The organism is Prosthecobacter sp., assembly GCF_044236155.1.
GTDB lineage: Bacteria > Verrucomicrobiota > Verrucomicrobiia > Verrucomicrobiales > Verrucomicrobiaceae > Prosthecobacter.
On record NZ_JBIIHA010000008.1, the window covers coordinates 69,765 to 91,072 of the forward strand.

Below are 21,308 nucleotides of genomic sequence, written 5' to 3' on the forward strand. Positions count from 1 at the left end.
GAAGTTTTGTCCATGAAACCGATTCTCCTCAGTCTTTGCCTTCTGGGAAGTGCGCTCAGCGCCGACTTCCCCGCGCTCTACAACAGCGAGCCCGGAAATCCCTCTCCGATGTCGCCGCAGGAGGCGTTGAAGGCGCTGAAACTGCCCGCAGGCTTCAAGGCCACGCTCTTTGCCGCCGAGCCCGATGTGCAAAATCCCATCGCAATGGCTTGGGACGCCCGCGGACGCATGTGGGTCACCGAAAACTACACCTACGCTGAATCCAAGAAGCGTTTTGACCTCTCGCTGAAGGATCGTGTCATCATTTTGGAGGACAAGGACTGGGATGGCGTCGCCGAGAAGCGCAAGGTCTTCACCGAGGACGTGCAGATGCTCACGAGTGTCGAGGTCGGTCGCGGTGGTGTGTGGCTCATGTGCCCGCCGCAGGTCTTGTTCATCCCGGATGCCAATGGCGATGACATCCCCGACTCCGAGCCTCAGGTCGTTCTCGATGGCTTCACCGTTGCGCAGGCGAACTACCACAACTTCGCCAACGGCCTCCGCTTCGCGCCCGATGGCTGGCTCTATGGCCGCTGCGGCCACTCCTGCCCCGGCAAGCTAGGCGTTCCTGGCACGCCGGACGAACAACGCGTGCCCATGAAAGGCGGTATCTGGCGCTACCATCCCGGAAAGAAGATCGTCGAAGTGCTCACGCACGGCACCACGAACCCGTGGGGGCATGATTGGGATCAAAATGGCGAGCTGTTCTTCATCAACACCGTCACCGGCCATCTCTGGCATCTCATTCATGGGGCGCACCTCGTGGACTCGAACACGCCGAACCCGCTCATCTATGAAAAGCTCGACACCATCGCAGACCACTACCACTACGACCGCGGCGGCAAATGGAGCGACTCGCGCGATGGCAAAGCGGACGCCTTCGGCGGCGGCCATGCCCACATCGGCTGCATGATCTATCAGGCCGATCAATGGCCTGAAAAGTATCGCAACAAGCTCTTCACGCTGAACATGCACGGCCGCCGCGCCAATGTGGAGCGCCTGGAGCGCAACGGCAGCGGCTACGTCGGCAAACATGAGCCCGATGTCTTCCTGAGCGACGATCCGTGGTTCCGCGGCATCGAAATCAGCACCGGCCCCGATGGCAGCGCCTTCATCCTCGACTGGAGCGACACCGGCGAGTGCCACGAGCACACCGGCGTCCACCGCACCTCGGGCCGCATTTTCCGCATCAGTTATGGCGAGCCGAAGAAGCCCGAAACGCCCTTCGCCTGGCGCAAGCCGTGGCCGAAAGCCGACCTGTACGGCGACGAACATCAACGTGCCCTCGCTATTCGCGAACTCGTGCAGTTTTCGCCTCTCGATGCCATCACCGGCCCTCAAGCGCACGTGAAGTATCCCGAACTTGCCTTCGATCCCGTCCAAATGGCCGCGAACGAAAAGTCCGCCTTCGTGCGCCTTCAGCTAGCTTCCGTGCTTCAGCGTCTTCCCGTCGAAAAACGGGTGCTTCTCGCCAAAGCACTGCTTTCCCACGCCGAAGACGCCAACGACCCGTTTTTGTCGCACATGGTCTGGTATGGCATTTCGCCGCTGGCGAAGCATGAACCCGCCGGACTCGTCGCGCTCTCGAGGACTGGGAATTGGCCAAACGTTACTCGCTGGATAGCCCGCAGCCTTGCCATGCAGCCCGAAATGCTCGAGATGCTGATCTTGGCGAACCCATCCGACGATGTGCTCGAAGGCATGGCGGAAGCCTTCAAAGGCATCCGCAAGGCTCCGAAGCCTGCGAATTGGGATTTGTTCGTGGATCGGGTATCAGCGCGCGATTCGAGCGACCCAGAGCGGGCTAAAGCCCGAACTACGCACCTCCGCGACCTGAGCATCCTCTTCGGCGATGGCCGGGCTCTCGATGATGTGAAGAAGATCGCGCTCGACGGGAAGGCAGACCTCACAGCCCGTGAGTCCGCGCTCAAATCGCTCATCGAGGCCCGCCCGGATGATCTGCGTGAGATTTGCACAAAACTCCTCGACGTGCGTGGCCTCAACACGACGGCGGCGCGCGGCCTTGCGTTGTTTGATGATCCTGAGATCGGCAAGCAACTCGCGAAGAACTACCGCAAGTTCGCCGCCAGCATCATGGACACGCTTGTCGCACGTCCAGCCTTTGCGAAGGCCATGCTCGCAGAAATGGCCGCCGGACGTATTCCGCGCACCGAGCTGAGCGCCTTCCACGCCCGCCAGATAAGGGCCTTCAACGACGAAGAGCTCAAAAAGCAGCTCGCCGAAGCCTGGGGCGATCTGCGCGAGTCCGCCGCCGACAAAAAACAGCTCATCGCCAAGCTGAAGGCTGATTTGAAGCCCGACGTGCTAGCCAAGGCCAACCTCAGCAACGGCCGCGTGCTCTTCACCGCCGTCTGCGGTGCCTGCCACATGATGTATGGCCAGGGCGGCAAGATCGGCCCCGATCTGACAGGCAGCGGCCGTGCGAACCTCGACTACCTCCTCGAAAACATCGCCGATCCGAGCGGCATCGTCAGCGCCGACTACCGCATGAGCCTGCTCACGCTCAAAGACGGCCGCCAGCTCAGCGGTGTCATCGCGGAGAAGAGCGACCGCACGCTCACGCTGCGCACCTTGACCGATGCCCTGACGCTGGACAGCGCCGAGGTCGTCAAAGAGGAAGCCTCACCGCTCTCGATGATGCCAGAAGGCCTGCTCCTCGCCCTCCAGCCGGATCAGGTGCGTGATCTGATCGCCTACCTCATGCATCCGGTGCAGGTGAAGTAGCCTTGCGCCTGCGGAACAAGGTCATCCAGTTGCACAGCAACTGGTCAACTTTGCTTCCCCTCAATCACGGGGAGTTCCGATGGAAACTTTATTTGGCACGGCAGCCATCGCCTGCTGTATTCCCTCAATGTCTCAAGGACCCCTCCTCATCACCGGCGGCGCCGGTTACATCGGCTCGCACACCGTTCGTCATCTGCTCGACCAGCATGAACGCGTCATCGTGCTCGACAATCTCGTCTTCGGCCATCGTGGTGCGCTGCCCATGGATCGCGTGACCTTCATTGAAGGTGAAATGGCGGATGCCGCGCTCATCGAGCGTCTCTTTAGTGAGCACAAGCCGGAGGCTGTGCTGCATTTCGCCGCTTTTGCGTATGTGGGAGAGTCCGTTACCGATCCGCTCAAGTATTACCGCAACAACCTCGCCGCTCCTCTCACGTTGCTCGAGGCCATGCAGCGTCATGGTTGCAAGCGCTTCATCTTCTCCTCCACCTGCGCAACGTATGGTGATCCGGTGCGCATCCCGATCGATGAAACGCATCCGCAGGCGCCTGTGAACCCCTACGGTGCCTCGAAGTGGATGCTCGAACGCGTGCTGCGTGATTGCGAGCGTGCTTGGGGGCTGAAGTCCGTCTTCCTGCGCTACTTCAATGCCAGCGGCTGTCATCCCAGCGGAGAGATCGGCGAGGATCACACCCCCGAGACCCACCTGATTCCTCTTGTCCTGCAAGCCGCCACAGGACAACGGCCGCACATCACCGTCTTCGGCACGGACTACCCCACGCCGGACGGCACCTGCATCCGCGACTACATCCATGTGTGCGACCTCGCCAGTGCCCACGCCCTTGCCTTGAAGTATCTGCGCGAGGGAGGCGACACGATTGCGATCAATCTCGGCACCGGCCGCGGCTTCAGCGTGAAGGAGATCATTGCCACGGCCGAGTCCGTGACGGGCAGGGCGATTCCCATCGTTTATGGCGAACGTCGTGCCGGAGATCCCTCGGAACTCGTCGCCGATCCCGCGCTGGCCGCCAAAGTGATCGACTGGAAGGCCGCCCACCTCGATCCTCGTGAGCACATCGAGAGCGCGTGGAAGTGGATGAACGGACCGCGTGGAGGTCGATACCTTGATTGAACACTTCCGCCCTAAGACTGTCACAGAGTAACCCTGCTTTCTCCAACCCCTTCATGAGAGCTTTCAACCTGTGGTTCCTCAGCGCGTTCGTGTTCCTCGCCGGAGCTGTTTTGCATGCCGTGGAAATCATAGGCACGCCCCAGGTGCGGGCAGCCGCGAACACCGCCACGATCACCTGGAAGACTGATGTCGAGTGCGGCACGCGGCTGCAATACGGCCTCAACCCGGCACAGCTGAACAACAAAGTGGAAGGCAGTGTCGGCAGCGCGCACGAGGTCACGCTCGAAGGCCTCGCACCCGGCACGACCTATCATTACAGCCTCGGGAGCGCCCGCACGCGCCTCGCCACCGGGAGTTTCACCACGACGGGCGCTGCTCCAGCAGCCGCTCCACGTCCATCGGTCGTGCGACGCGTGCTAGATGTGCTGCAGCCGGACACAAACGCCGCGGCACCCGTCATCACGCCGCCACCGAGCCGTCAGACCTGGGCCCGTCTCGACTCCTTGCAGGACCACTATGAGCGGCATGGTCGCGACTTCAGCGCCAAGTCACCCGACGACTACGCCGCGCAGGCATGGCTCTTCCTCCAACGCGCATGTGCTGAAAAGCTACCAATGAAGCGCGATGACACCGACGGCACCCTGCGCGTCTTTGATCCGAAGACACGTGCCTTCGCCGCCTACAATGCGGATGGAAAGACAAAAACCTTTTTCAAGCCGGAAAGTCCCGGTTATTGGCAACGCCAACCCGGACGCGCGGTGACTCCCGCCGAACTTCGTTTTTCCAACCGTTGAACATGGCACGCAAATCCTCCTCTAAGTCACGCATGATGAAAACTTCCGCCAATATGTGCCCCGTGTGCGGTTTCGACCAGCTTGCGGAGCCTCCGCGCAATAAAACCGGCGGCGCCTCGATGGAGATCTGCGCCTGCTGCGGCTTCCAGTTCGGTGTCACTGACGACGACAAGGGTGTGAGTTATGATGCTTATCGTGAGCGATGGATCGCTGACGGCATGAAGTGGATGAGTTCGGGCAAAAAAGCTCCGAAGGGATGGAACCCGCAGACGCAACTCGCCTCCTTCGCTCTTCGCTCCACGCTTAGTCGCGTCAAAGGCCGTCCACCGCGCATGGCACTTTCCCCGCAAATGGCGTGAGTCACGCCGCGCCCTTGAGCAGGCTCTTCGCATGCTCCCGAGCACTGGCGGCACTTCCACCGAGCATCCTCGCCAGCTCTTCCACCCGTTCATCGCCCGCCACTTCGGCGATTTGGGACTTCGTGTGGCCGCCTTTGATCTCCTTCGTGACGACGAAGTGGCTCTTTGCCAGCGACGCCACCTGCGGGAAGTGCGTGATGGCGATCACCTGATGCGTGGCACCCAGCGCCGCCATCTTGCGGCCCACCGCCTCGGCGATGTTGCCGCCGACGTTCGCATCAATCTCATCAAACACGAGAAGCGGCACCGCATCCTGCTTCGCCAGGGCGCTTTTCACCGCCAGCAGCACGCGGGACATTTCCCCGCTGCTCGCCGTCATGCGCAGCGGCTTCGACGGCTCGCCCGGATTCGGCGCAAAATGGAAATCGACCTCCTCCAGGCCGCTTTTGGAGGGTTCGGAAAGGTTCGTGAGCTGCGCGGCAAAAACGCTCTGTTTGAAGCCGAGATCGGCGAGATGGCTGGCGACCTCTTTGGCGAGCTTCGGTGCCGCATCGGCCCGTTTCTTCGAGATTTGCCTCCCGAGCTTCAAAACATCCGCCTCGCGTTCTTGGACGAGCTTTTGCAGCTTCGCGATCTCCTCGCCGCGATTTTCGATGCGGCTCAGCTTGCGCTCCGTCTCGGCCAGGAACTCCAAAATCTCGCCAATCGTGCGGCCATACTTCCTCTTCAGCTTTTGAATCGTGTCGATGCGGCTTTCGAGCCTCACCAGCTCCGCCGGATCAATCTCCAGTTCCTCCGCATAATCTGCCACGCTGCTCTCCAGCTCCGTCAGCTCGATCTGCGCCGATTTGAAGCCCTCGAACATCTTCGCCGTGCCCGGATCGATCTTCTCCAGCTCGTGAATGCTGCGGCTGATCTCGCGCAAACCATCCACCACGCTGCCTTCGCCCTCGCTGAGGCGGCTCGTGATCGCTCCACAAAGCTCCGCCAGACGTGCGCCATTCGCGGCGATGCGATGCTTGGACTCGATCTCCTCTTCCTCGCCGTCCTTGAGGTTCGCGGAGGCGATTTCATTCGCTTGAAACTTCAGCATGTCGATCTGCTGGCTGCCCGCCCGCTCGGAATTTTCCAGATCGTCGAGTTCCGTCACGTCCGCCCGCCATTCCTTCCAGGCCGCTTCATACTTCGTGAGCGCTTCCTCGATGCCGGCAAACTTGTCCAGCATGTCGAGCTGCCGCTCCCGCGAGTTCAGCGACTGATGATCGTGCGGCCCGTGCAGATCGACCAAAAACTCGCCGAGGCCTTTGAGCACCTGGATCGTCACCGGCGAGCAGTTCACGAACTGCTTGTTCGCCCCGCTGGCGCTGATCGTGCGCTTCACGATCAGCTCGCCATCCTGGCACGGCTCCAATCCTGCCTCCTCCAGCACGGCATCAATGGCCCGCGTGTCCTTCAGATGAAAACTCGCCTCCACCGTGCAGGCATCCTGCCCCGTGCGGATCAGGCCACGGTCCGCCCGCTCGCCGAGGATGAGCTTCAAAGCGCCCACGATGATGGATTTGCCCGCGCCCGTCTCGCCCGTCACCCCCACCAGCCCCGCCGCGAGTTCCCAGGTCACGTCTTCGACGAGGGCGAGGTTGCGGATTTTGAGAATGGAAAGCATGCGGCGGCGGTTTGGAGGTCCGCGAAGATGGGAAGTCCCCGCCGCATTTCAACCACCACGCGGTGATCTTCCGCTCCAAGCTTTAAAAGCACGCGAAAAATGCGCGGCAGACTTGTAGCCGAGCTCGGCGGCCACGTTTTTCACCAGCGCATCGGGCTGGCGCAGCTTGATGGCGGCTTGAGACAGCTTCAGACGCGTCAGGCAGGCCAGCGGCGTCTCGGTGTCGTAACGTTGAAACAGACGCGTGAAGTAGGCGGCGGAGACGTGACAGGCCCGTGCAGCCTGCTCGATGCTGTTGAGCACCGGGTAATTGCGCAGCAGATGGCCGCGACAGCGCAGATACGTCGCGTAAGCAGGGTCCATCTTCGTCGTCGCCGGTTGGCGACTGTCCGCGCAGAGCACAAGCGCATGCTCCAGCGCCGCGCAGGCCGTTCGCAGGCCAAAACGCCCGCCCCGCAGTGCATGATCGATCACTTCTTCGAGCAGGCTCACTACCCGCGAGGCATCCGCCACACGCAGCACACTGCCTGCGCCGAGGTCAAGATGGCTCATCAAAGCAGCGGCCCGCGAGCCGGTGAAGTTAAAGAAGTATTTCACCATCGGCTCCTCCGCCGAGCTGGAGATCACATGCGGCACACTCGAGTCGTAAAAGAACGCGTGCCCGGCCTCGACCTCGTGTTTTCGATTCGCCAGCATCACGCTGCCTTTGCCGCGTGAGACGAATTCAAAGGCCAAGAATGGGAAATCCTGCCGGTCCACGACGAAATCCGGCGCGCACCATTCACAGCCACCGCCCACGAGGCAGAGCGTGGACTCGTCGCGCTGCCGCTGCTGCCACTCGGGCAGGAAGAAGCGACGCGTGCGCATCACTTGCGTGGAAAAATAGTCGGCCTGGTCGGTGGCGGGCATGCGTGGAGCATGTCAGCCTCATCAAGAATCGTCAAGCCGCTGCCAAACATGGTCAGCCGAAGCCTTTTTATCTTTGAGTCTTCCCCTTTTATCCTTTCAAGCCATGTCCCAACCTCTCCGCGGCATCATTCCGCCCCTCGTCTCCCCTTTGCGTGATCGCGACACCCTCGACGTCACCGGTTTGGAGCGTCTCATCGAGCATCTCATCGGTGGCGGCGTCAGTGGCCTCTTCATCCTCGGCACCACCGGCGAAGGGCCAAGCCTCAGCTACCGTCTGCGTCGTGAATTGATCGAAAAGACCTGCCAGGTCGCCAAAAATCGCGTTCCGGTGCTCGTGGGCATCACGGATACTTCCTTCACCGAAAGCGTGAACCTCGCCAAATACTCCGCCGAGGCCGGGGCGACGCATGTGGTGCTCGCGCCGCCGTATTACTTCCCCGCCGCGCCGCCGGAGATGCTGGAGTATGTGCAGGACCTCGTCGCTGAGATGCCGCTGCCGTTGTTTCTCTACAACATGCCCGGTTTGACGAAGGTGAGCTTCGAACTCGACCTCGTGCGCCGCGCTCTCGACATGCCGGGCATCTGCGGCGTCAAAGACAGCTCGTGTGACATGATCTACTTCCATCGCCTCATCGAGATCGCGAAGCAACGCGCCGACTGGAGCGTGCTCGTCGGCCCCGAGGAGCTCACCGCCGAGGCCGTGCTGCTCGGTGGTCACGGCGGCATCAATGGCGGGGCCAATCTGCATCCGAAACTCTATGTCGAGATGTATCAGGCCGCCGCCGCGCAGGATTTGCAACGCACGCGGGAGCTTCACGCGCAGGTCATGAAGCTCGCCGGAGCCATCTACACCGTCGGCAAGCACAAAAGCGCCATCATCAAAGGCATCAAATGCGGCCTCAGCCTCCTCGGCATCTGCGACGACCACATGGCCGAGCCCTTCCACCGTTTCCGCGAGCCGGAACGCGAGCTCATTCGTGAAAGACTCGCCGCTCTCGGAATCTTGTAACACACCACACCATGAAATCTGCCCTCTGCGCCCTTCTCGTCTCCGCGGTGTCACTCGCCGCTGCTGACCCCGCGATCCTGAAAACCGAATACATCTACGACACCGGCCCTTACCCGCAGATCCACGCCACCACGATCGTCGAGACGCCCACAGGCCTTGTCGCGGCATGGTTTGGCGGCACACACGAAAAACATCCAGACGTTTGCATCTGGGTCTCGCGCCAGCTTCCCGATGGCAAATGGACCGAGAGCGTCGAAACGGCGAATGGCGTACAAACCGATGGCACACGGCATCCCACATGGAACCCCGTGCTGTTTCAGCCGAAGGATGCTCCCTTGATGCTCTTCTACAAAGTCGGCCCATCACCTAGCACCTGGTGGGGCGAACTCAAAACCTCGACCGACGGCGGCAAAACATGGTCCGCAGCGCAAAAGCTGCCCAAAGGCATCTTCGGCCCCATCAAGAACAAGCCCGTGCAACTCTCGAATGGCGACATCCTCTGCCCGACGAGCAACGAGACCGACACAAAGCCCAGCGCCTGGGCGATCTACTTCGAGCGCACGAGTGATCTCGGCAAAACATGGTCCCGCACGGAGCTGCTGCACGATGGTCTCGCCATCAGTGCCATCCAGCCGAGCATTCTTTTCCTCGGCGGCGACAAGCTGCAGGCCATCGGCCGCTCGAAGAACAGCAAAGTCTTCCAGATCACCTCCGAAGATGCTGGCAAGACCTGGGGCGAAATTTCGCTCACCGAGCTACCAAACCCAAACTCCGGCACCGATGCCGTCACGCTCGCCGATGGCCGTCACCTGCTCATCTACAACCACACCGCCCGCGGCCGCAGCCCACTGAACCTCGCCGTGAGCAAGGACGGCAAGACCTGGGAAGCCGCGCTGGTCTTTGAAGACGAGCCAAAGAAGGAGTTCAGTTATCCCGCCATCATCCAGACCAAGGACGGCCTAGTCCACATCACCTACACTTGGCAGCGCAAGAAGGTGAAACACGTCGTCCTCGATCCCGCAAAGCTCACGACGAAGCCGATGCTGAACGGCCAGTGGCCGCAGTGACATAGATTCGAGTGACCCTCGAATACACCATGAAATCGATCACCTGCGCTCTCCTCTCACTGTTCATCCTAGTATCAGCCGCTGAAACCATCATGAACCACGAAACCGCTCTCACGACGTACGTTGAAAAACTCAACACGCACTCGTGGGATCAGATCGCGCCTTGTGTGGCCGACTTTGCCGTGTTCATCTTCACGGAGGACACCTTTGTCGGCAAAGCGGCAGCCAAGGCGTCTTTCGAGAAGACCTTCAAGCTGATCGAAAACGAGGTCTTTAGCCTTCACGACATCGTCTGGACGGTCGTCACCGCAGATGTGGCCGCCTGCCGCTACGAGTTTCGCTGGAAGGGCCTCATCAGCGGCCAGGAATCCTCCGGCGGCGGTCGTGGCACCAGCATTCTGCGCAAGGTCGATAGCCGCTGGCTCATCGCGCATGAGCATCTGGGGCCTTATCCTCGAAAGTGATGCCTCTTTCATTGTGTTATCTCTTTTGGTCTCCAACTCTGATTTTCCAACACGCTGATCCCCATGAAAACACCACAAGTTTCTCCCAACTCATCCCGCCGTCGATTCTTCCAAAACACCGTCGCGGCGGGTTTGAGCTTCAATTTCCTTCCGGCCTACCTGACCAGCGCACGTGCGGCGGACAATCCGAAGCTGCCGCCGAGCCGACGGATCAATCTGGGCTGCATCGGGATTGGTGGGCGTGCGGGCAGTGTCATTCCAGGGCTCACGGCGGGTGGCATCGCCACGCCGGTAGCTTTCACGGATGTGGACTTTGTCACGGCGAAGAGTTTGGAGAAGAATCTGACGGCTTTCCCGGACGTAAAGCGCTTCCACGACTTCCGCGAGATGCTCGACAAGATGGGCAAGGACATCGATGCCGTGAGCGTGGTGACGCCGGATCACACGCACTTCGTCGCCGCGATCAGCGCGATGGCACTCGGCAAGCATGTGTATGTGGAGAAGCCGCTGACGCACACTTTTGAAGAGGCGGAGATCCTCATGCGTGCGGAAAAGAAGTTCAAAGTGGTGACGCAGATGGGCAATCAAGGCCACACCTCGGCTGGCGCGGAGCAGTTCAAGCAAATGCTCGCGGCGGGCATCGTCGATGACATCGTGAAGATCGACGCGTGGAAGTCGCCCTCGCTGTGGTTCATGAACGCCGCCGAGCGTGCGCTCGTGAAGGGCTATCCAGCGGAGGAACCGAAGCCCGAAACGCTAAACTGGGACCTCTGGTGCGGCCCGCAGGAGGTGAAGCCCTACAGCAAGATGTATCACCCCTTCAACTGGCGTGGCTTCCACCTCTATGGCGGCGGCATGTTTGGCGACTGGGGCGCGCACATCATCGACTTTGCCCATGATCACCTGAAACTCGGCCTGCCAACGCGCATCACGCCGCTGGCGCTCGCGGATTACAATCGCGTGAGCTATCCGCTGAGTTCGGACATTCGATTCGAGTTCCCGGAGCGCAGTGAAAAGATGCCTGCCGTGGAGTTGCACTGGAAAGCTGGTGGCGACACGAAGATCGAGATCGCCGAGAAATACGGCGATCCAGGCCAAGACGGCAAAACCTTCATCCCGAACCCCGGCGCCACCGGATCACTCCTGCATCGCAAGCAAGGCGATTACCTCGTACAACGCGGCTCACATGATCGTCACTCGCTCGTCTATCCGCGTGCTAAGATGGTAGAGTTCAAAGACGCGATGGCCATCCATCCGCCGAAGCACAATCACTTCGAGAGCTTCATCCATGCCTGCATGGGCGAGGGCAAAACCGAGTCGCCCTTCAGCGTCTCCGGCTTGCTGACGCAGGTCCTGAACCTCGGCACCATCGCCGAGTATCTGAACGTCGATCTCCAGTTCGACCCGAAGACCAAAAGCTTCATCGGCAACGACGAGGCCAACGCACGTCTCGCAGGACCAGCGCCGCGTGCCGAGTGGGCGGATTGCTACAAGCTGGCGTAAGCGCATCGGCTGTTTTTAGCCGCAAAAGACAGATCAGTAGCTTCGATTGGCAATCGAAGCAGGACTCACCCCTCCCACCCGCGCCAGAGCCACACGAGCGTGTCCGCCAGCGTGTGCTCAAAGACGCGCTTGTCGCAGTGGCCGGTCTTTTTGCTGAAGACGTAGCGGTGGTGGTAACCTTTTTGATCGAGGGCGACGTTCGTGCGCATGCCGGCCATGACCCAGTTGTGGTAGGTTTCCTCGGGATCGTTGGCGCGGTTGTCGTTTTCGGAGACGTGGGTGAAGATGCGCAGCGGCTTCAGCTCGCTCGTTTCGATCAATTTCATGCCGGAGTGGTACTCCCACGCGCCGAGCGGGAATTTGGACTCCTCGGGCGCGTCGTCGTCCTGCTGGTCCACGAAGGTGCCAGAGTAGGCGATGATGCGGCGGAACCAATCGGGCCGGAACCAACCCATCGTCAGCGCTGCGGCCCCACCGGAGCTGCAACCTATCACCGCACGACCCCACGGGTTCTCCGTGAGCGCGAACTTTGGATACGCGGCGCGGATCTCGGCATTCGCGAGCACGGCGGGCAGCACCTCGTCGTGAATGAATCGCGCGAGGCGATCCGACATCGTGTCATACTCCAGGCCGCGCTGGCTGTTCTTGCCATCGTTCCCGCCATTCTGCACCGCGATGCAGACAAAGGCTGGCAGCTTGCGCTTCGCGTCCTTCGAGATGGTTAGATTGTCGAGCGCATGGCTGATGAGCTTCAACTGGCCCGGTCCATCGTGAATGACGAGCAGCGGAGCCTTCGTGCCATCTTGGTAAGCCGCAGGTACATACACGGTGATCTTGCGCTCTGTGTTCACCTTCTTCTTGTCCGGCTCCAGCGTCTTGTCCGTGCCGTCGAAGATCTTGCTATCGGCCAGCTTCATCGAAAACGTGAACGTCTTGCCCTTCGCGTTGCCTTTGTCGGTCAAATCGGGATCGAGTTTGTATTCTGGCCCGACCTCGAAAGCACCATCGCCCTGCTTGCCGGGTTTCTCGGTGTAGGTTTCAGCGGCTTGGAGCGAGGAGAAGCAGGCGAGAGCAAGGAAGAGGCGTTTCATGATGGATGAGTCGCGTAGCATTTTTCAGATATGGACCGTCAGGTTTTGGAAATTTAAAGATGTGCCGCAGAGGTAAAAACCGCTGATTTGACGCTGACCAGACACTAATTTCAAACCTCTAATATCAGCGTCAAATGAGCGTCGTATCAGTGGTTAAAAGATTCCTGATACTAATGGGAGGTCTGCACTCCATCACTTCGCCTTCTTCGGCGGTGCGGGATGCGCGGTGAGGTTCGCGGCGGCTTGCAGCAGTTTTTCGTGCTCGGCGGTGTTCGCAGGGAGGGTTTCTTTGGCGAAGGCGGGCAGCAGTTTCTCCCACACGAGATCGAGTTCGCTCTGCATCTGGCCGGTCTGCGCGGTGATGGCGATCACGGCGTCGTGCTCGGGGATCACGAGGCAGATTTGGCCGTCACGGCCGTCACCACGGAAGCAGTTGTGCTGGCAGCGCCAGAACTGGAAGCCGTAGCCTTGTTGCCAGTCGGACGTTTTGCCGCTGGGCGCTTTGGAATTGTCCACGTGCTTCGAGGTGGCTTCATCGACCCATTTTTCGGAGAGCAATTGCTGCCCGTTCCACTTGCCGCGTTGCAGGTAGAGCTGACCAAACTTCGCGATGTCTTCCGTGCGGATGTGCAGGCCGTAACCGCCGAGGCTGTAGCCCTCCGCGCTCGCATCCCAGACGGGACTCTCGATGCCGAGCGGCTCAAAGAGACGCGGCTTGAGGTAGTCGAGCACCGTTTGGCCCGTAGCCTTAGTGAGGATGGCGGAGAGCATGTAGGTGCCGGGCGTGTTGTAACGGAAAAAGGTGCCCGGCTTCTGAGTGACCGGATGCGCGAGGAAACCCTTCACCGACGGGCCGGTGTCGAAGCCAAACTTCGGCTCCACCTCGTGCCCGCCGCTCATCGAGAGCAGGTCGCGCGCTCGCATGGCCTTGAGGTTCTCGCTCGCTTCCGCAGGCGCATCGTTGGGGAAAAATTTCAGCACCGGATCATCGAGCGTCAGCTTGCCCTCCGCCACCGCGAGGCCGATGGCGGTGGAGGTGAAGCTCTTGCTCAGTGACCACATGACGTGGCGCTTCTCCGCCGACTCCGGCTTCCACCATGCCTCCGCGATAACATGACCGTGACGCACAAGCATGAAACTGTGCAGCGTGTTGATTTGCTTGTCCGCCGTCTCGATGAAGTCACGCACCGCAGCCGAGGAAATGCCCTGCTGCTCGGGGGTGCTGCGGGGCAGAGCTTTATCAGCGGAATGAGCAGCCAAGGTGCTGACGAGCAGCAGGAGTGGGAGAACGAAGAGTCGGTGAATCATGGAGGGGAGGCTTTTAGTGGAGATCGCACTTCAACTCGACCAATGCCTCCACTCTTTCGCTGAGGAACTTTTGCGACACCACGATGAACGCGACCACTTCCACGGCTCGGAGTTTCAAAAGTCTCCCAAAGCCATGAAGTCTCTCGTTTGCGCCTTTTTCACCTCTTTAGCCGTAACGGCCACTTTCGCCTATGATCCGCTGAAAGTGCCGGAGGCCGCTTTGGCGGCTCCACTCGACTTCACCGTGCAGGATGCCTCACGCGAGCGTGCCTTGCCGATCCGTGTGTATCTGCCTGCGGCGTCGAAAGCAGCCCCAGTCGTGCTTTTTAGCCATGGGCTGGGTGGTTCGCGGGAGAACAATCCGTATCTCGGCAAGCACTGGTCGGCTCGTGGTTATGCGGTCATCTTTGTGCAGCATCCGGGCAGCGATGAATCCGTGTGGAAGGGCCAGGGACCGGCTCGCATCCCGATGGCGATGAAGCAGGCGGCCAGCGTGCAGAACTTCATCCTGCGTGCGGCGGACATCCCAGCGGTGCTTGATCAACTCACGCACTGGAATGCCGAGGAGGCGCACGCCTTGCGCGGCAGGCTCGATCTCACCCGCGTGGGCATGTCCGGCCATTCGTTCGGCGCGGTGACCACGCAGGCGGTCAGCGGACAAACCATGCCCATCGGCCGCAGTCTCACCGATCCGCGCATCAAAGCCGCCGTGATGATGAGCCCCAGCGTGCCCGCCGCAGGCAATGCCGAGCGTGCGTTTGGCAGCGTGACGATGCCGTGGCTGCTCATGACCGGCACGAAGGACGTGGCCCGCATCGGCGGCATGACGCTCGGCGGAAACCTCGATTCGCGTCTCGGCGTCTATCCCGCACTGCCGCCCGGGGACAAATACGAACTCGTCCTCCACGAAGCCGAGCACGGAGCCTTCGGAGAACGCGCCCTGCCCGGCGAAGGCCGCCAGCAAAACCCGAATCACCACCGCGTCATCCTCGCCCTCAGCACCGCCTTTTGGGATGCCTTCCTCAAAGGCGATACCGAGGCCAAAGCGTGGCTGAATGGCGAAGGCACACGCTCGGTGCTGGAGAAAGAAGACAATTGGCAGCGGAAGTGAGCGTTCATAGCTCAAAGCTGCCATGAAACGACTCCTCACACTCACCACACTCACCACACTCCTCGCACTGCCCTCGCTCGCGCAGGAGCCTTTGCCCAAAGTCAAAGCCGAGATCTTTGATGTCAGCAGTCACAAAGCGGTGCTCCATGCCGCACCGAAGCCCGCCGAGGGCAAACCATGGGTTTGGTATGCGCCCACACTGAACGGCGGTGTGTCGCTGGCGGGACGCCCGATGTATTTCGAGGCCTTCATGAAGGCGGGCATCAGTCTCGCGGGCTTTGATCTGGGCGAGGTGCGCGGCTCTCCGGCGAGTTCAGCGAAGTTCACGCTGTTTTACGACGCGATGGTGAAGCGCGGTTTCTCGGCGAAGCCGATCCTGCTCGGCCAAAGTCGCGGCGGCATGATGACTCTCGCCTGGGCTTTTAGAAATCCCGACAAGTTGAAGGCCTGGGTCGGGATCTATCCCGTCTGCAATCTGGCGAGCTGGCCGTTGAAGAACTCGAAGCCGCAAACACTCGCCGACTACGCGCTGCCGGAAACAGACCTCGTGGCGCGACTGAAGGAGTTCAATCCCATCGACAACCTCGCCGGTCTGGCTGCGAACAAGGTGCCCATGTTTGCCGTGCATGGCGACAGCGACGTCGTGGTGCCCTACGACGACAACACCAAGCTCCTCAAAGAGCGCTACGAAGCCGCCGGCGGTTCCTTCAGTGTGAAGATCGTCCCCGGCGAAGGCCACAAGGTCGGTCCGTCGTTTTTCGAGTGCCAGGAACTGGTCGATTTTGTCCTCAAACACGCCAAATAATCGCCACCATGAAAACCCTGCTCGCCTCACTCGCTCTGCTGTTCGTCGTCCAAGCCTTCGCGGCCGAAAATCCGCAGCTCGCCGCTGTTCAGACGGCTGACAAAGCCCGCGTGGCCGCGATGCAATCGGGCGATCGTGCGAAGCTCGAAGACATCTTTTCTGATGAGCTGCGTTATGCGCACTCGAACGGCATCGTGGATACCAAAAAGTCGTTCATCGAGATCCTCAGCGCCGGGAAAACGAAGTATGTGGTCTATAATTATGAGGAGCAGAAGTTCACCTTCCCCGCGCCAGGTATCGCGCTCATGACGGGTCGTGCGCATGTCAAAGCGGAGTCTGAAGGCAAGGCGATGGATGCTGTCCTCAGCTTCCTGGCCGTGTGGCGCGAGGAAAAGGGCCAGTGGCGCTTTCTCGCGTGGCAGTCGTGCAAACTGCCGCCGAAGCAGCCTTGATCGTCGAAGCTACTTCACAAATTCGGTGAACCCGGCCTCTGTGCGCTTGAGTTCTGACTTCATCGCTTCGCGCAGCTTCGCGATGCGTTCGGCGTGCGATTCATCCCCAATGAGATTTTTCAACTCCTCGGGATCTGATTTCAGATCGTAGAGTTCCTCGCCGGATTGACCGTCGAGGTAATGCACGAGCTTGAAGTGATCCTGCACGAGTGCGGAGTAAAGCGGCACGCCTTGGAAGTTGTCCTGTTTGCCCTGGGTGAGAATGGTCTGGCTGACTTTGGAGCCGTATTCGTTCCCCATGTGCTCGTAGTAGCAGGCATGCGGCCAGACGTTGTCGGGCTTTTCGAGCAATGGAGTAAGGTCACGGCCATGCACGGGCCACGGCACTTTGACGCCGGTCATGGCGAGGAAGGTGGCAGAGAGGTCGGTGGCGTTGACGGACGCGTCAGAGACTTTGCCTTTCGGGAACCGCGAAGGCATGCTGACGATGAGTGGAGAGCGGTAGTTCGCATCGTAAGGCGCGAGCTTGGTGCGGAAGCCGTGCTCGCCCATGCTGAAGCCCTGGTCGGCGGTGTAGATGATGAGGGTGTTGTCGTATTGGCCGGTTTCCTTGAGCGCGGCGATGAGTTGACCAACACCTTCGTCGATGGCGGGCACGCATTCGTTCACTTGGCGGACCCAGTCATCGAAGCGCTTGGCTTTTTTCGTCTCGCCGAAGGCTTCGCCACCTTTTTTGGCGATGGGATGGCCGTCTTCACCTTTGGCCCAGGCCTGCATCTTGTTGAGATAATCAGGCTTGCCTTCGCGTGGTGGGAAGATGTCGGCAGGCACGGGCACTTCGGCATCTTTGTAGCTGCCAAGGTGACGCTTGGCAGGCTTCGACGGGCCATGGACGCTGCCGTAGCAGAGCCAGAGATACCAGGGTTTCGAAGCATCGCGATTTTTGCCACGAATGTAGTCGAGGGACCACTGGGTGTAATTGTCCGCGGGATAGCCGTCCACGGTCTGCTCCTTGCCGTCGATGCTAAGAATTTGTTTCTCGTAATACGCGCCGGCATTTTCAGGATGCAGCGGCCGGTTCCACACGATCTGATGATCCCAATCACGGCCCCAGCCAGAATCGGTACCGGTGTGCCACTTGCCGATCTGCGCGGTGTGATAGCCCTGCTGGCGCATTTGCGCAGGAATGAACGGGCACTGTTTCGGATCGTAGGTGCTGCCGGGATACTTGCCTTCCATCGACATCGACTCGATGCCATGCGGATGCCGACCGGTGAGCAACGTGGCGCGTGAAGGCATGCACCAGGAGCCGAGATACGCGGCGTGGAAGCGCACGCCGTTCTTTGCCAGCGCGTCGATGTTTGGCGTCTTCACCCAGGGCCAGGAACCTGGATAGCAGCCGACGGTTTTCGTCGATTGATCGTCCGCGTAGATGAAGAGGATGTTCGGACGCTTTGTTTCGGCCGCGAGGACTTGAATCGAGACAATGCCAAGCAGGATGAGAACGTGTGCTTTCATGAGGTGCGCGTTAAACGCCATGCACCGCGGCTTTGTAGCCGTGAAAACTCACGCGGCGGTGCCCTGCGAAGGCGGCGGCAGCTTTGCCACGGGCGGAGGACGCGGCACGCCGGGCGGAGGTTTGGCCACAGGCGGCGCAGGCGGGCGGGCGACAGGTTTGGCAACAACCGAAGGCGGAGAAGGCGGTCTGGCGGCCGGGAATCCCGGTGGTTTTGCAGCGGGTGGAGGCGGTGGCACGGCTGTGGGAACCGCAGGTGGTTTCACAACGGCCACGGGAGGTGGTTTGGCCGCGGGCGGTCGTGCGATGGTGGAGAGCACCGAGGGAGGTGGCGGCGCGGACACCGGCGCCGCTTTCGGCGCGTGGGTTTTCTGAATCATGTCCCACAAACGCAGGCCGCGAAGCTGCGGATGATTTCGCAGCGCGGCGAGCACGTTGTCCTTGGTCGCGGGCGGCTCGGTGGGGAGCTGGTCGTAGGAGCCTTCGCGCTGGGCGGCGAGCAGGCGGCCGAGTGCGTCGAGCACGGCGGTCTCGGAGGCGGGAATGTGATGGAAGGTGTTCTTCGCCTTGAAGGAGTTCAGAAGCTCGAGCGTGAGCTGGCCGGAGACCGGCGCGATGTCATGCCGCAGAAGCAGTGTGTCGCCACCCGCCTCCTTGAGGCGCTCCAGCACGGCGATGAAGCTGCCGCGCATCGAGTCGGTGGTGATGACGCGTGTCTTTCCACCGCCCCACTCGAACCAGCGGTCGGTGCCGTCGAAGTTGTCATACGATTTGCGGATGTCGCCGTCAGTGATCGTCACCGGCGGGGCGACCATGAGGCCGATGAGATCACGCACACGCTCACCGAGATCGATGGCACTGGACGCGGCGGTGTCGGCTTTCGCGGCCTCCACAGCCTGCTGGAGGAGTGCGTCGATTTTTTCCGCCAGCGATGGCTTGGAAACGGCCGCCGGAACGGACAAAGGAGCAGCTTCTGGCGCGGAAACGGCCGACACGGGAACTGCGACCGCCACGGGCGCGGCCGGCTGCTTTTCCTTCGGCTCTTCAACCACACGCACCGCCACAGGCGCGGTTTCAGGAGTCGTCGGCGGCACGGGTGGTGAAGGCGCGACCGCAGCAGGCGGCGCAATGATCGCGGCGAGGGCCGCCACGGCAGGAGGCGGTGGTGCGGGAGGAACTGCGGCAGCAGGAATGGGCGGTGGCGTGGCTGTAATGTTCACCACGGGCGCGCTGGCCATCGTGACGACATCCTTCGGCAAAGGCGGAGCCTCGCCGACGGCACGCATGGCATAAACTTCCGCCGCCGCCGCGAGCAAGTGGCGCGGGAAGATCGCTCCGCCGGCGGTGAGACGCGTGATGTCCTCCTCCAGCAGCGGATGGATGGCCGAGGTGATGCCGTCTTTCTTTCGCTGTGCTACGAGCTCCGGAGTTTCGAGGCGGCAGGCGAGCAGCAGGCGCTTCTGCTCGTTCGCGATGGGCAGCATGTCGATCACCGGCAGGCGGAAGCCGAGCGGCGCGTTGCTGTCCGGCACGCCGACGCGTCCGCGCAGCGCCTGGCTCAGCGCGGCGTCCCACATGGCAAAACGTTCCGCCACCAGGCCGATCAGCACGACCCAGTTCTCGCTTTGGTCGATCAGCGAGAAGAGCAGGCGCTGCATCTCGTCAAACTGCGGCTGGGTGATGATGAGGTCGAGCTGGTCGAGCACGAGCACCACGGGCGCGCCGGCCTGCGCGGCCAGTTTGCCGAAAAGCTGGATCACCACGCCCATCTCTCCGCGCTGCAGCGGCTCAGGCACGCCGAGATACTTCAATTCATTTTCCGTGAGGTAGGCCGCTCCTGAGAGCCACTGCGCGGCGAGGTGCTCCTTGTCCTCGCGCAAAATGTTCAGCAGGCAGCGCAGCACGCTGCGCGGCACCATCGGATGCTCCGCCTCCAGAAGCTGCACCGCTTGGTGGATCATCTCCTTGCGTGTTTCCAGCTCGATCTCCGCCCATGCCTCATGCAGCTCCGGGAAGGTGAACTGCTGCTCCACCACAGGCTTCAGCAGCGCGTAGGCCAGCAGACGGAGCTGGCTGTAGGGCGCCTGCTTTCCGTCCGCAGCACGAACCGGATGCCGCATGCTACTGATGAACCGCGTGAGGATGAAGTGCTCCAGCGCCTCCGGTTGCAGCGGCGGATTCGGCGCGTAGGCGTAGAAAATGCCGTCCGCGCATTCACGATGGAGGCGTGCGAAAATGTGCGACTTCCCGGAGCCGCCGGCACCGCGCACGAACCGCACCTGGCTGCGCTTTTGCGCGCGCACCTGATCGACGGCAATCTTCAGCGCGCCGAACGGCACCGAATGAATGTAGGGCACATCCGGCAGCAAAGAGGCGTTCCACAAGTCATTCTCACCGACACTCGTGACGGTGAACGGATTCAGGGCGACGTAGGGAGACATGGGCGGGAGAGGATCGAAACGGCAGCGCTGCGATCACGCGATCCAGCACCACGAGTAACCGGGAGGGCCGAGAGACATCGGCACGAGCATGGCACGCTCATGCTCGGGGAGGTCTTGCGGCCGTTCGCAGGGTTCTAGCAGGATGCGGCCATTGTTGTAAAGCTCCGTCATCAAATTTCGTAAAACCTGACTATCAGCCGCGCCTCCTTTTTCAGCCGCCCATGCGGCGTAGCGCTCAAAAGTTCGCGGGATCGCGATCATCATTGTCGAGGAGCGCAGACGGTCCTGCTCGTACCATTCGCGCAGCAGCGCATCTTCAGGCAGCGGCGCTGTTTTTGGAGTTTCGATCTCAAGCGGGCTCGGTTCAGCGCGCTCCTCATCATCGAGCCAAGCCGCGAAATCAGCCAGGGTCAGCGGCGTGCCGCGCAACGCGTTGATATCATCGAGCATATTCTGCAGGGCACGCCGTTTCGCCGTGTCGAGCAACTCGGAGGGCTTCGGACGGCGCGAATGCACCAACCGCTTCGCCCCAGGCATCACAAACGCCGCGCCTTGCGCGACAAGCGCACCCAAGGCGACCTCGAAATGCGGCTGCAGCACCACCGGCAGCTTCGCGCGCAGTTTCGCGGCCTGCGGCGGTTGTTTTGCCGCATGAATAAGCGGCCGCAGCATCGCCTCCGCGGCCTGTTCAAGGCCCAGCGTGGTGAACAATGCCGTTTTCCCAGCCGGGAGGCGGTTCAATCGTCCTGCCGCTGCCAGCGCATCAAGCGCCGTCGTCACCACTTTCGGCGTCGCAGCCCGTCCGGCCTGCGGTTTGACGAGTTTCACGACCTGCGCCGCCTTCAACGGCATCTCCGCGCTTGTCACGGCCTGCAGAATGAGATCGTCGAGGTTCATGTG

At 61.1% G+C, this 21,308-nt stretch carries 18 protein-coding genes; 11 read left to right on the forward strand and 7 right to left on the reverse strand.

The window, feature by feature from the left end; genetic code table 11:
- The first annotated feature begins 12 nt into the window (after positions 1–12).
- From ACILSE_RS09150 to ACILSE_RS09165, 4 genes are all read left to right on the forward strand, one after another.
- Positions 13–2,784: a PVC-type heme-binding CxxCH protein gene (locus ACILSE_RS09150; RefSeq protein WP_395717075.1), complete on the forward strand. Its 2,772-nt coding sequence runs from the start codon at positions 13–15 to the stop codon at positions 2,782–2,784.
- Between the two features lie 127 nt (positions 2,785–2,911).
- Positions 2,912–3,916 carry a UDP-glucose 4-epimerase GalE gene (gene galE / locus ACILSE_RS09155; RefSeq protein WP_395717076.1) on the forward strand — a complete coding sequence of 335 codons (1,005 nt, stop codon included), beginning with the start codon at positions 2,912–2,914 and terminating at the stop codon, positions 3,914–3,916.
- 53 nt (positions 3,917–3,969) lie between these two features.
- Positions 3,970–4,710, forward strand: a complete 741-nt coding sequence (locus ACILSE_RS09160) for a fibronectin type III domain-containing protein (RefSeq protein WP_395717077.1) — start codon at positions 3,970–3,972, stop codon at positions 4,708–4,710.
- A 35-nt stretch (positions 4,711–4,745) separates the two neighbouring features.
- Positions 4,746–5,069, forward strand: coding sequence for a hypothetical protein (locus tag ACILSE_RS09165; protein ID WP_395717078.1), 324 nt, complete (start codon positions 4,746–4,748; stop codon positions 5,067–5,069).
- 1 nt (position 5,070) lies between these two features.
- Here ACILSE_RS09165 and recN read toward each other — a convergent pair whose 3' ends face one another.
- Entirely contained in the window at positions 5,071–6,732 is a 1,662-nt protein-coding gene (gene recN, locus ACILSE_RS09170; protein ID WP_395717079.1) for a DNA repair protein RecN, read from the reverse strand.
- A 48-nt stretch (positions 6,733–6,780) separates the two neighbouring features.
- The gene (locus ACILSE_RS09175) at positions 6,781–7,641 is read right to left on the reverse strand and encodes an AraC family transcriptional regulator (protein WP_395717080.1); all 861 of its coding nucleotides are present in this window, start codon (positions 7,639–7,641) and stop codon (positions 6,781–6,783) included.
- Between the two features lie 103 nt (positions 7,642–7,744).
- Between ACILSE_RS09175 and ACILSE_RS09180 the strand changes: the two genes are divergently transcribed.
- The 4 genes from ACILSE_RS09180 to ACILSE_RS09195 all read left to right on the forward strand — a co-directional run bounded on the left by ACILSE_RS09180 (position 7,745) and on the right by ACILSE_RS09195 (position 11,684).
- On the forward strand, positions 7,745–8,650 hold the full coding sequence (locus ACILSE_RS09180; RefSeq protein WP_395717081.1) for a dihydrodipicolinate synthase family protein: 906 nt from the start codon (positions 7,745–7,747) through the stop codon (positions 8,648–8,650).
- 11 nt (positions 8,651–8,661) lie between these two features.
- Entirely contained in the window at positions 8,662–9,717 is a 1,056-nt protein-coding gene (locus tag ACILSE_RS09185; protein WP_395717082.1) for an exo-alpha-sialidase, read from the forward strand.
- Between the two features lie 29 nt (positions 9,718–9,746).
- A complete protein-coding gene (locus tag ACILSE_RS09190) occupies positions 9,747–10,181 on the forward strand; it encodes a YybH family protein (protein ID WP_395717083.1) in 435 nt (144 codons plus the stop codon).
- Between the two features lie 63 nt (positions 10,182–10,244).
- Positions 10,245–11,684 (forward strand): Gfo/Idh/MocA family oxidoreductase, encoded by a 1,440-nt coding sequence (locus ACILSE_RS09195; protein ID WP_395717084.1) that lies wholly within the window; start codon positions 10,245–10,247, stop codon positions 11,682–11,684.
- Between the two features lie 65 nt (positions 11,685–11,749).
- Here ACILSE_RS09195 and ACILSE_RS09200 read toward each other — a convergent pair whose 3' ends face one another.
- Positions 11,750–12,775 (reverse strand): alpha/beta hydrolase, encoded by a 1,026-nt coding sequence (locus ACILSE_RS09200; RefSeq protein WP_395717085.1) that lies wholly within the window; start codon positions 12,773–12,775, stop codon positions 11,750–11,752.
- A 192-nt stretch (positions 12,776–12,967) separates the two neighbouring features.
- Positions 12,968–14,083 (reverse strand): serine hydrolase domain-containing protein, encoded by a 1,116-nt coding sequence (locus tag ACILSE_RS09205; RefSeq protein ID WP_395717086.1) that lies wholly within the window; start codon positions 14,081–14,083, stop codon positions 12,968–12,970.
- A gap of 133 nt (positions 14,084–14,216) precedes the next feature.
- On the opposite strand from ACILSE_RS09205, the gene ACILSE_RS09210 reads away from it, so the two are divergent.
- From ACILSE_RS09210 to ACILSE_RS09220, 3 genes are read left to right on the forward strand one after another with little or no spacing between them, the layout of a single operon-like run.
- Positions 14,217–15,194: an alpha/beta hydrolase family protein gene (locus tag ACILSE_RS09210; protein ID WP_395717087.1), complete on the forward strand. Its 978-nt coding sequence runs from the start codon at positions 14,217–14,219 to the stop codon at positions 15,192–15,194.
- A 22-nt stretch (positions 15,195–15,216) separates the two neighbouring features.
- Entirely contained in the window at positions 15,217–15,999 is a 783-nt protein-coding gene (locus ACILSE_RS09215; RefSeq protein ID WP_395717088.1) for an alpha/beta hydrolase family protein, read from the forward strand.
- A gap of 8 nt (positions 16,000–16,007) precedes the next feature.
- The gene (locus ACILSE_RS09220) at positions 16,008–16,451 is read left to right on the forward strand and encodes a nuclear transport factor 2 family protein (RefSeq protein ID WP_395717089.1); all 444 of its coding nucleotides are present in this window, start codon (positions 16,008–16,010) and stop codon (positions 16,449–16,451) included.
- Positions 16,452–16,460: 9 nt separating this feature from the next.
- Here the strand turns inward: ACILSE_RS09220 and ACILSE_RS09225 are convergent, their stop codons facing one another.
- Genes ACILSE_RS09225 through ACILSE_RS09235 form a run of 3 tightly spaced genes read right to left on the reverse strand, consistent with a single transcriptional unit; the run spans position 16,461 to position 21,305 of the window.
- Complete coding sequence (locus ACILSE_RS09225; protein ID WP_395717090.1) at positions 16,461–17,969, reverse strand: sulfatase-like hydrolase/transferase; 1,509 nt, start codon at positions 17,967–17,969, stop codon at positions 16,461–16,463.
- 48 nt (positions 17,970–18,017) lie between these two features.
- Complete coding sequence (locus ACILSE_RS09230) at positions 18,018–20,408, reverse strand: hypothetical protein (RefSeq protein ID WP_395717091.1); 2,391 nt, start codon at positions 20,406–20,408, stop codon at positions 18,018–18,020.
- 33 nt (positions 20,409–20,441) lie between these two features.
- Entirely contained in the window at positions 20,442–21,305 is an 864-nt protein-coding gene (locus ACILSE_RS09235; RefSeq protein ID WP_395717092.1) for a hypothetical protein, read from the reverse strand.
- Positions 21,306–21,308: the final 3 nt, after the last annotated feature.

Bases quoted from the DNA above. Each gene is read 5' to 3' on its own strand.
- ACILSE_RS09165 (WP_395717078.1), top strand. From the start codon at position 4,746: ATGAAAACTTCCGCCAATATGTGCCCCGTGTGCGGTTTCGACCAGCTT.
- ACILSE_RS09225 (WP_395717090.1), bottom strand. From the start codon at position 17,969: ATGAAAGCACACGTTCTCATCCTGCTTGGCATTGTCTCGATTCAAGTC.
- ACILSE_RS09230 (WP_395717091.1), bottom strand. From the start codon at position 20,408: ATGTCTCCCTACGTCGCCCTGAATCCGTTCACCGTCACGAGTGTCGGT.
- ACILSE_RS09205 (WP_395717086.1), bottom strand. From the start codon at position 14,083: ATGATTCACCGACTCTTCGTTCTCCCACTCCTGCTGCTCGTCAGCACC.
- ACILSE_RS09200 (WP_395717085.1), bottom strand. From the start codon at position 12,775: ATGAAACGCCTCTTCCTTGCTCTCGCCTGCTTCTCCTCGCTCCAAGCC.
- ACILSE_RS09235 (WP_395717092.1), bottom strand. From the start codon at position 21,305: ATGAACCTCGACGATCTCATTCTGCAGGCCGTGACAAGCGCGGAGATG.
- ACILSE_RS09150 (WP_395717075.1), top strand. From the start codon at position 13: ATGAAACCGATTCTCCTCAGTCTTTGCCTTCTGGGAAGTGCGCTCAGC.
- ACILSE_RS09160 (WP_395717077.1), top strand. From the start codon at position 3,970: ATGAGAGCTTTCAACCTGTGGTTCCTCAGCGCGTTCGTGTTCCTCGCC.
- ACILSE_RS09185 (WP_395717082.1), top strand. From the start codon at position 8,662: ATGAAATCTGCCCTCTGCGCCCTTCTCGTCTCCGCGGTGTCACTCGCC.
- ACILSE_RS09175 (WP_395717080.1), bottom strand. From the start codon at position 7,641: ATGCCCGCCACCGACCAGGCCGACTATTTTTCCACGCAAGTGATGCGC.
- ACILSE_RS09220 (WP_395717089.1), top strand. From the start codon at position 16,008: ATGAAAACCCTGCTCGCCTCACTCGCTCTGCTGTTCGTCGTCCAAGCC.
- ACILSE_RS09190 (WP_395717083.1), top strand. From the start codon at position 9,747: ATGAAATCGATCACCTGCGCTCTCCTCTCACTGTTCATCCTAGTATCA.
- ACILSE_RS09180 (WP_395717081.1), top strand. From the start codon at position 7,745: ATGTCCCAACCTCTCCGCGGCATCATTCCGCCCCTCGTCTCCCCTTTG.
- recN (WP_395717079.1), bottom strand. From the start codon at position 6,732: ATGCTTTCCATTCTCAAAATCCGCAACCTCGCCCTCGTCGAAGACGTG.
- galE (WP_395717076.1), top strand. From the start codon at position 2,912: ATGTCTCAAGGACCCCTCCTCATCACCGGCGGCGCCGGTTACATCGGC.
- ACILSE_RS09195 (WP_395717084.1), top strand. From the start codon at position 10,245: ATGAAAACACCACAAGTTTCTCCCAACTCATCCCGCCGTCGATTCTTC.
- ACILSE_RS09215 (WP_395717088.1), top strand. From the start codon at position 15,217: ATGAAACGACTCCTCACACTCACCACACTCACCACACTCCTCGCACTG.
- ACILSE_RS09210 (WP_395717087.1), top strand. From the start codon at position 14,217: ATGAAGTCTCTCGTTTGCGCCTTTTTCACCTCTTTAGCCGTAACGGCC.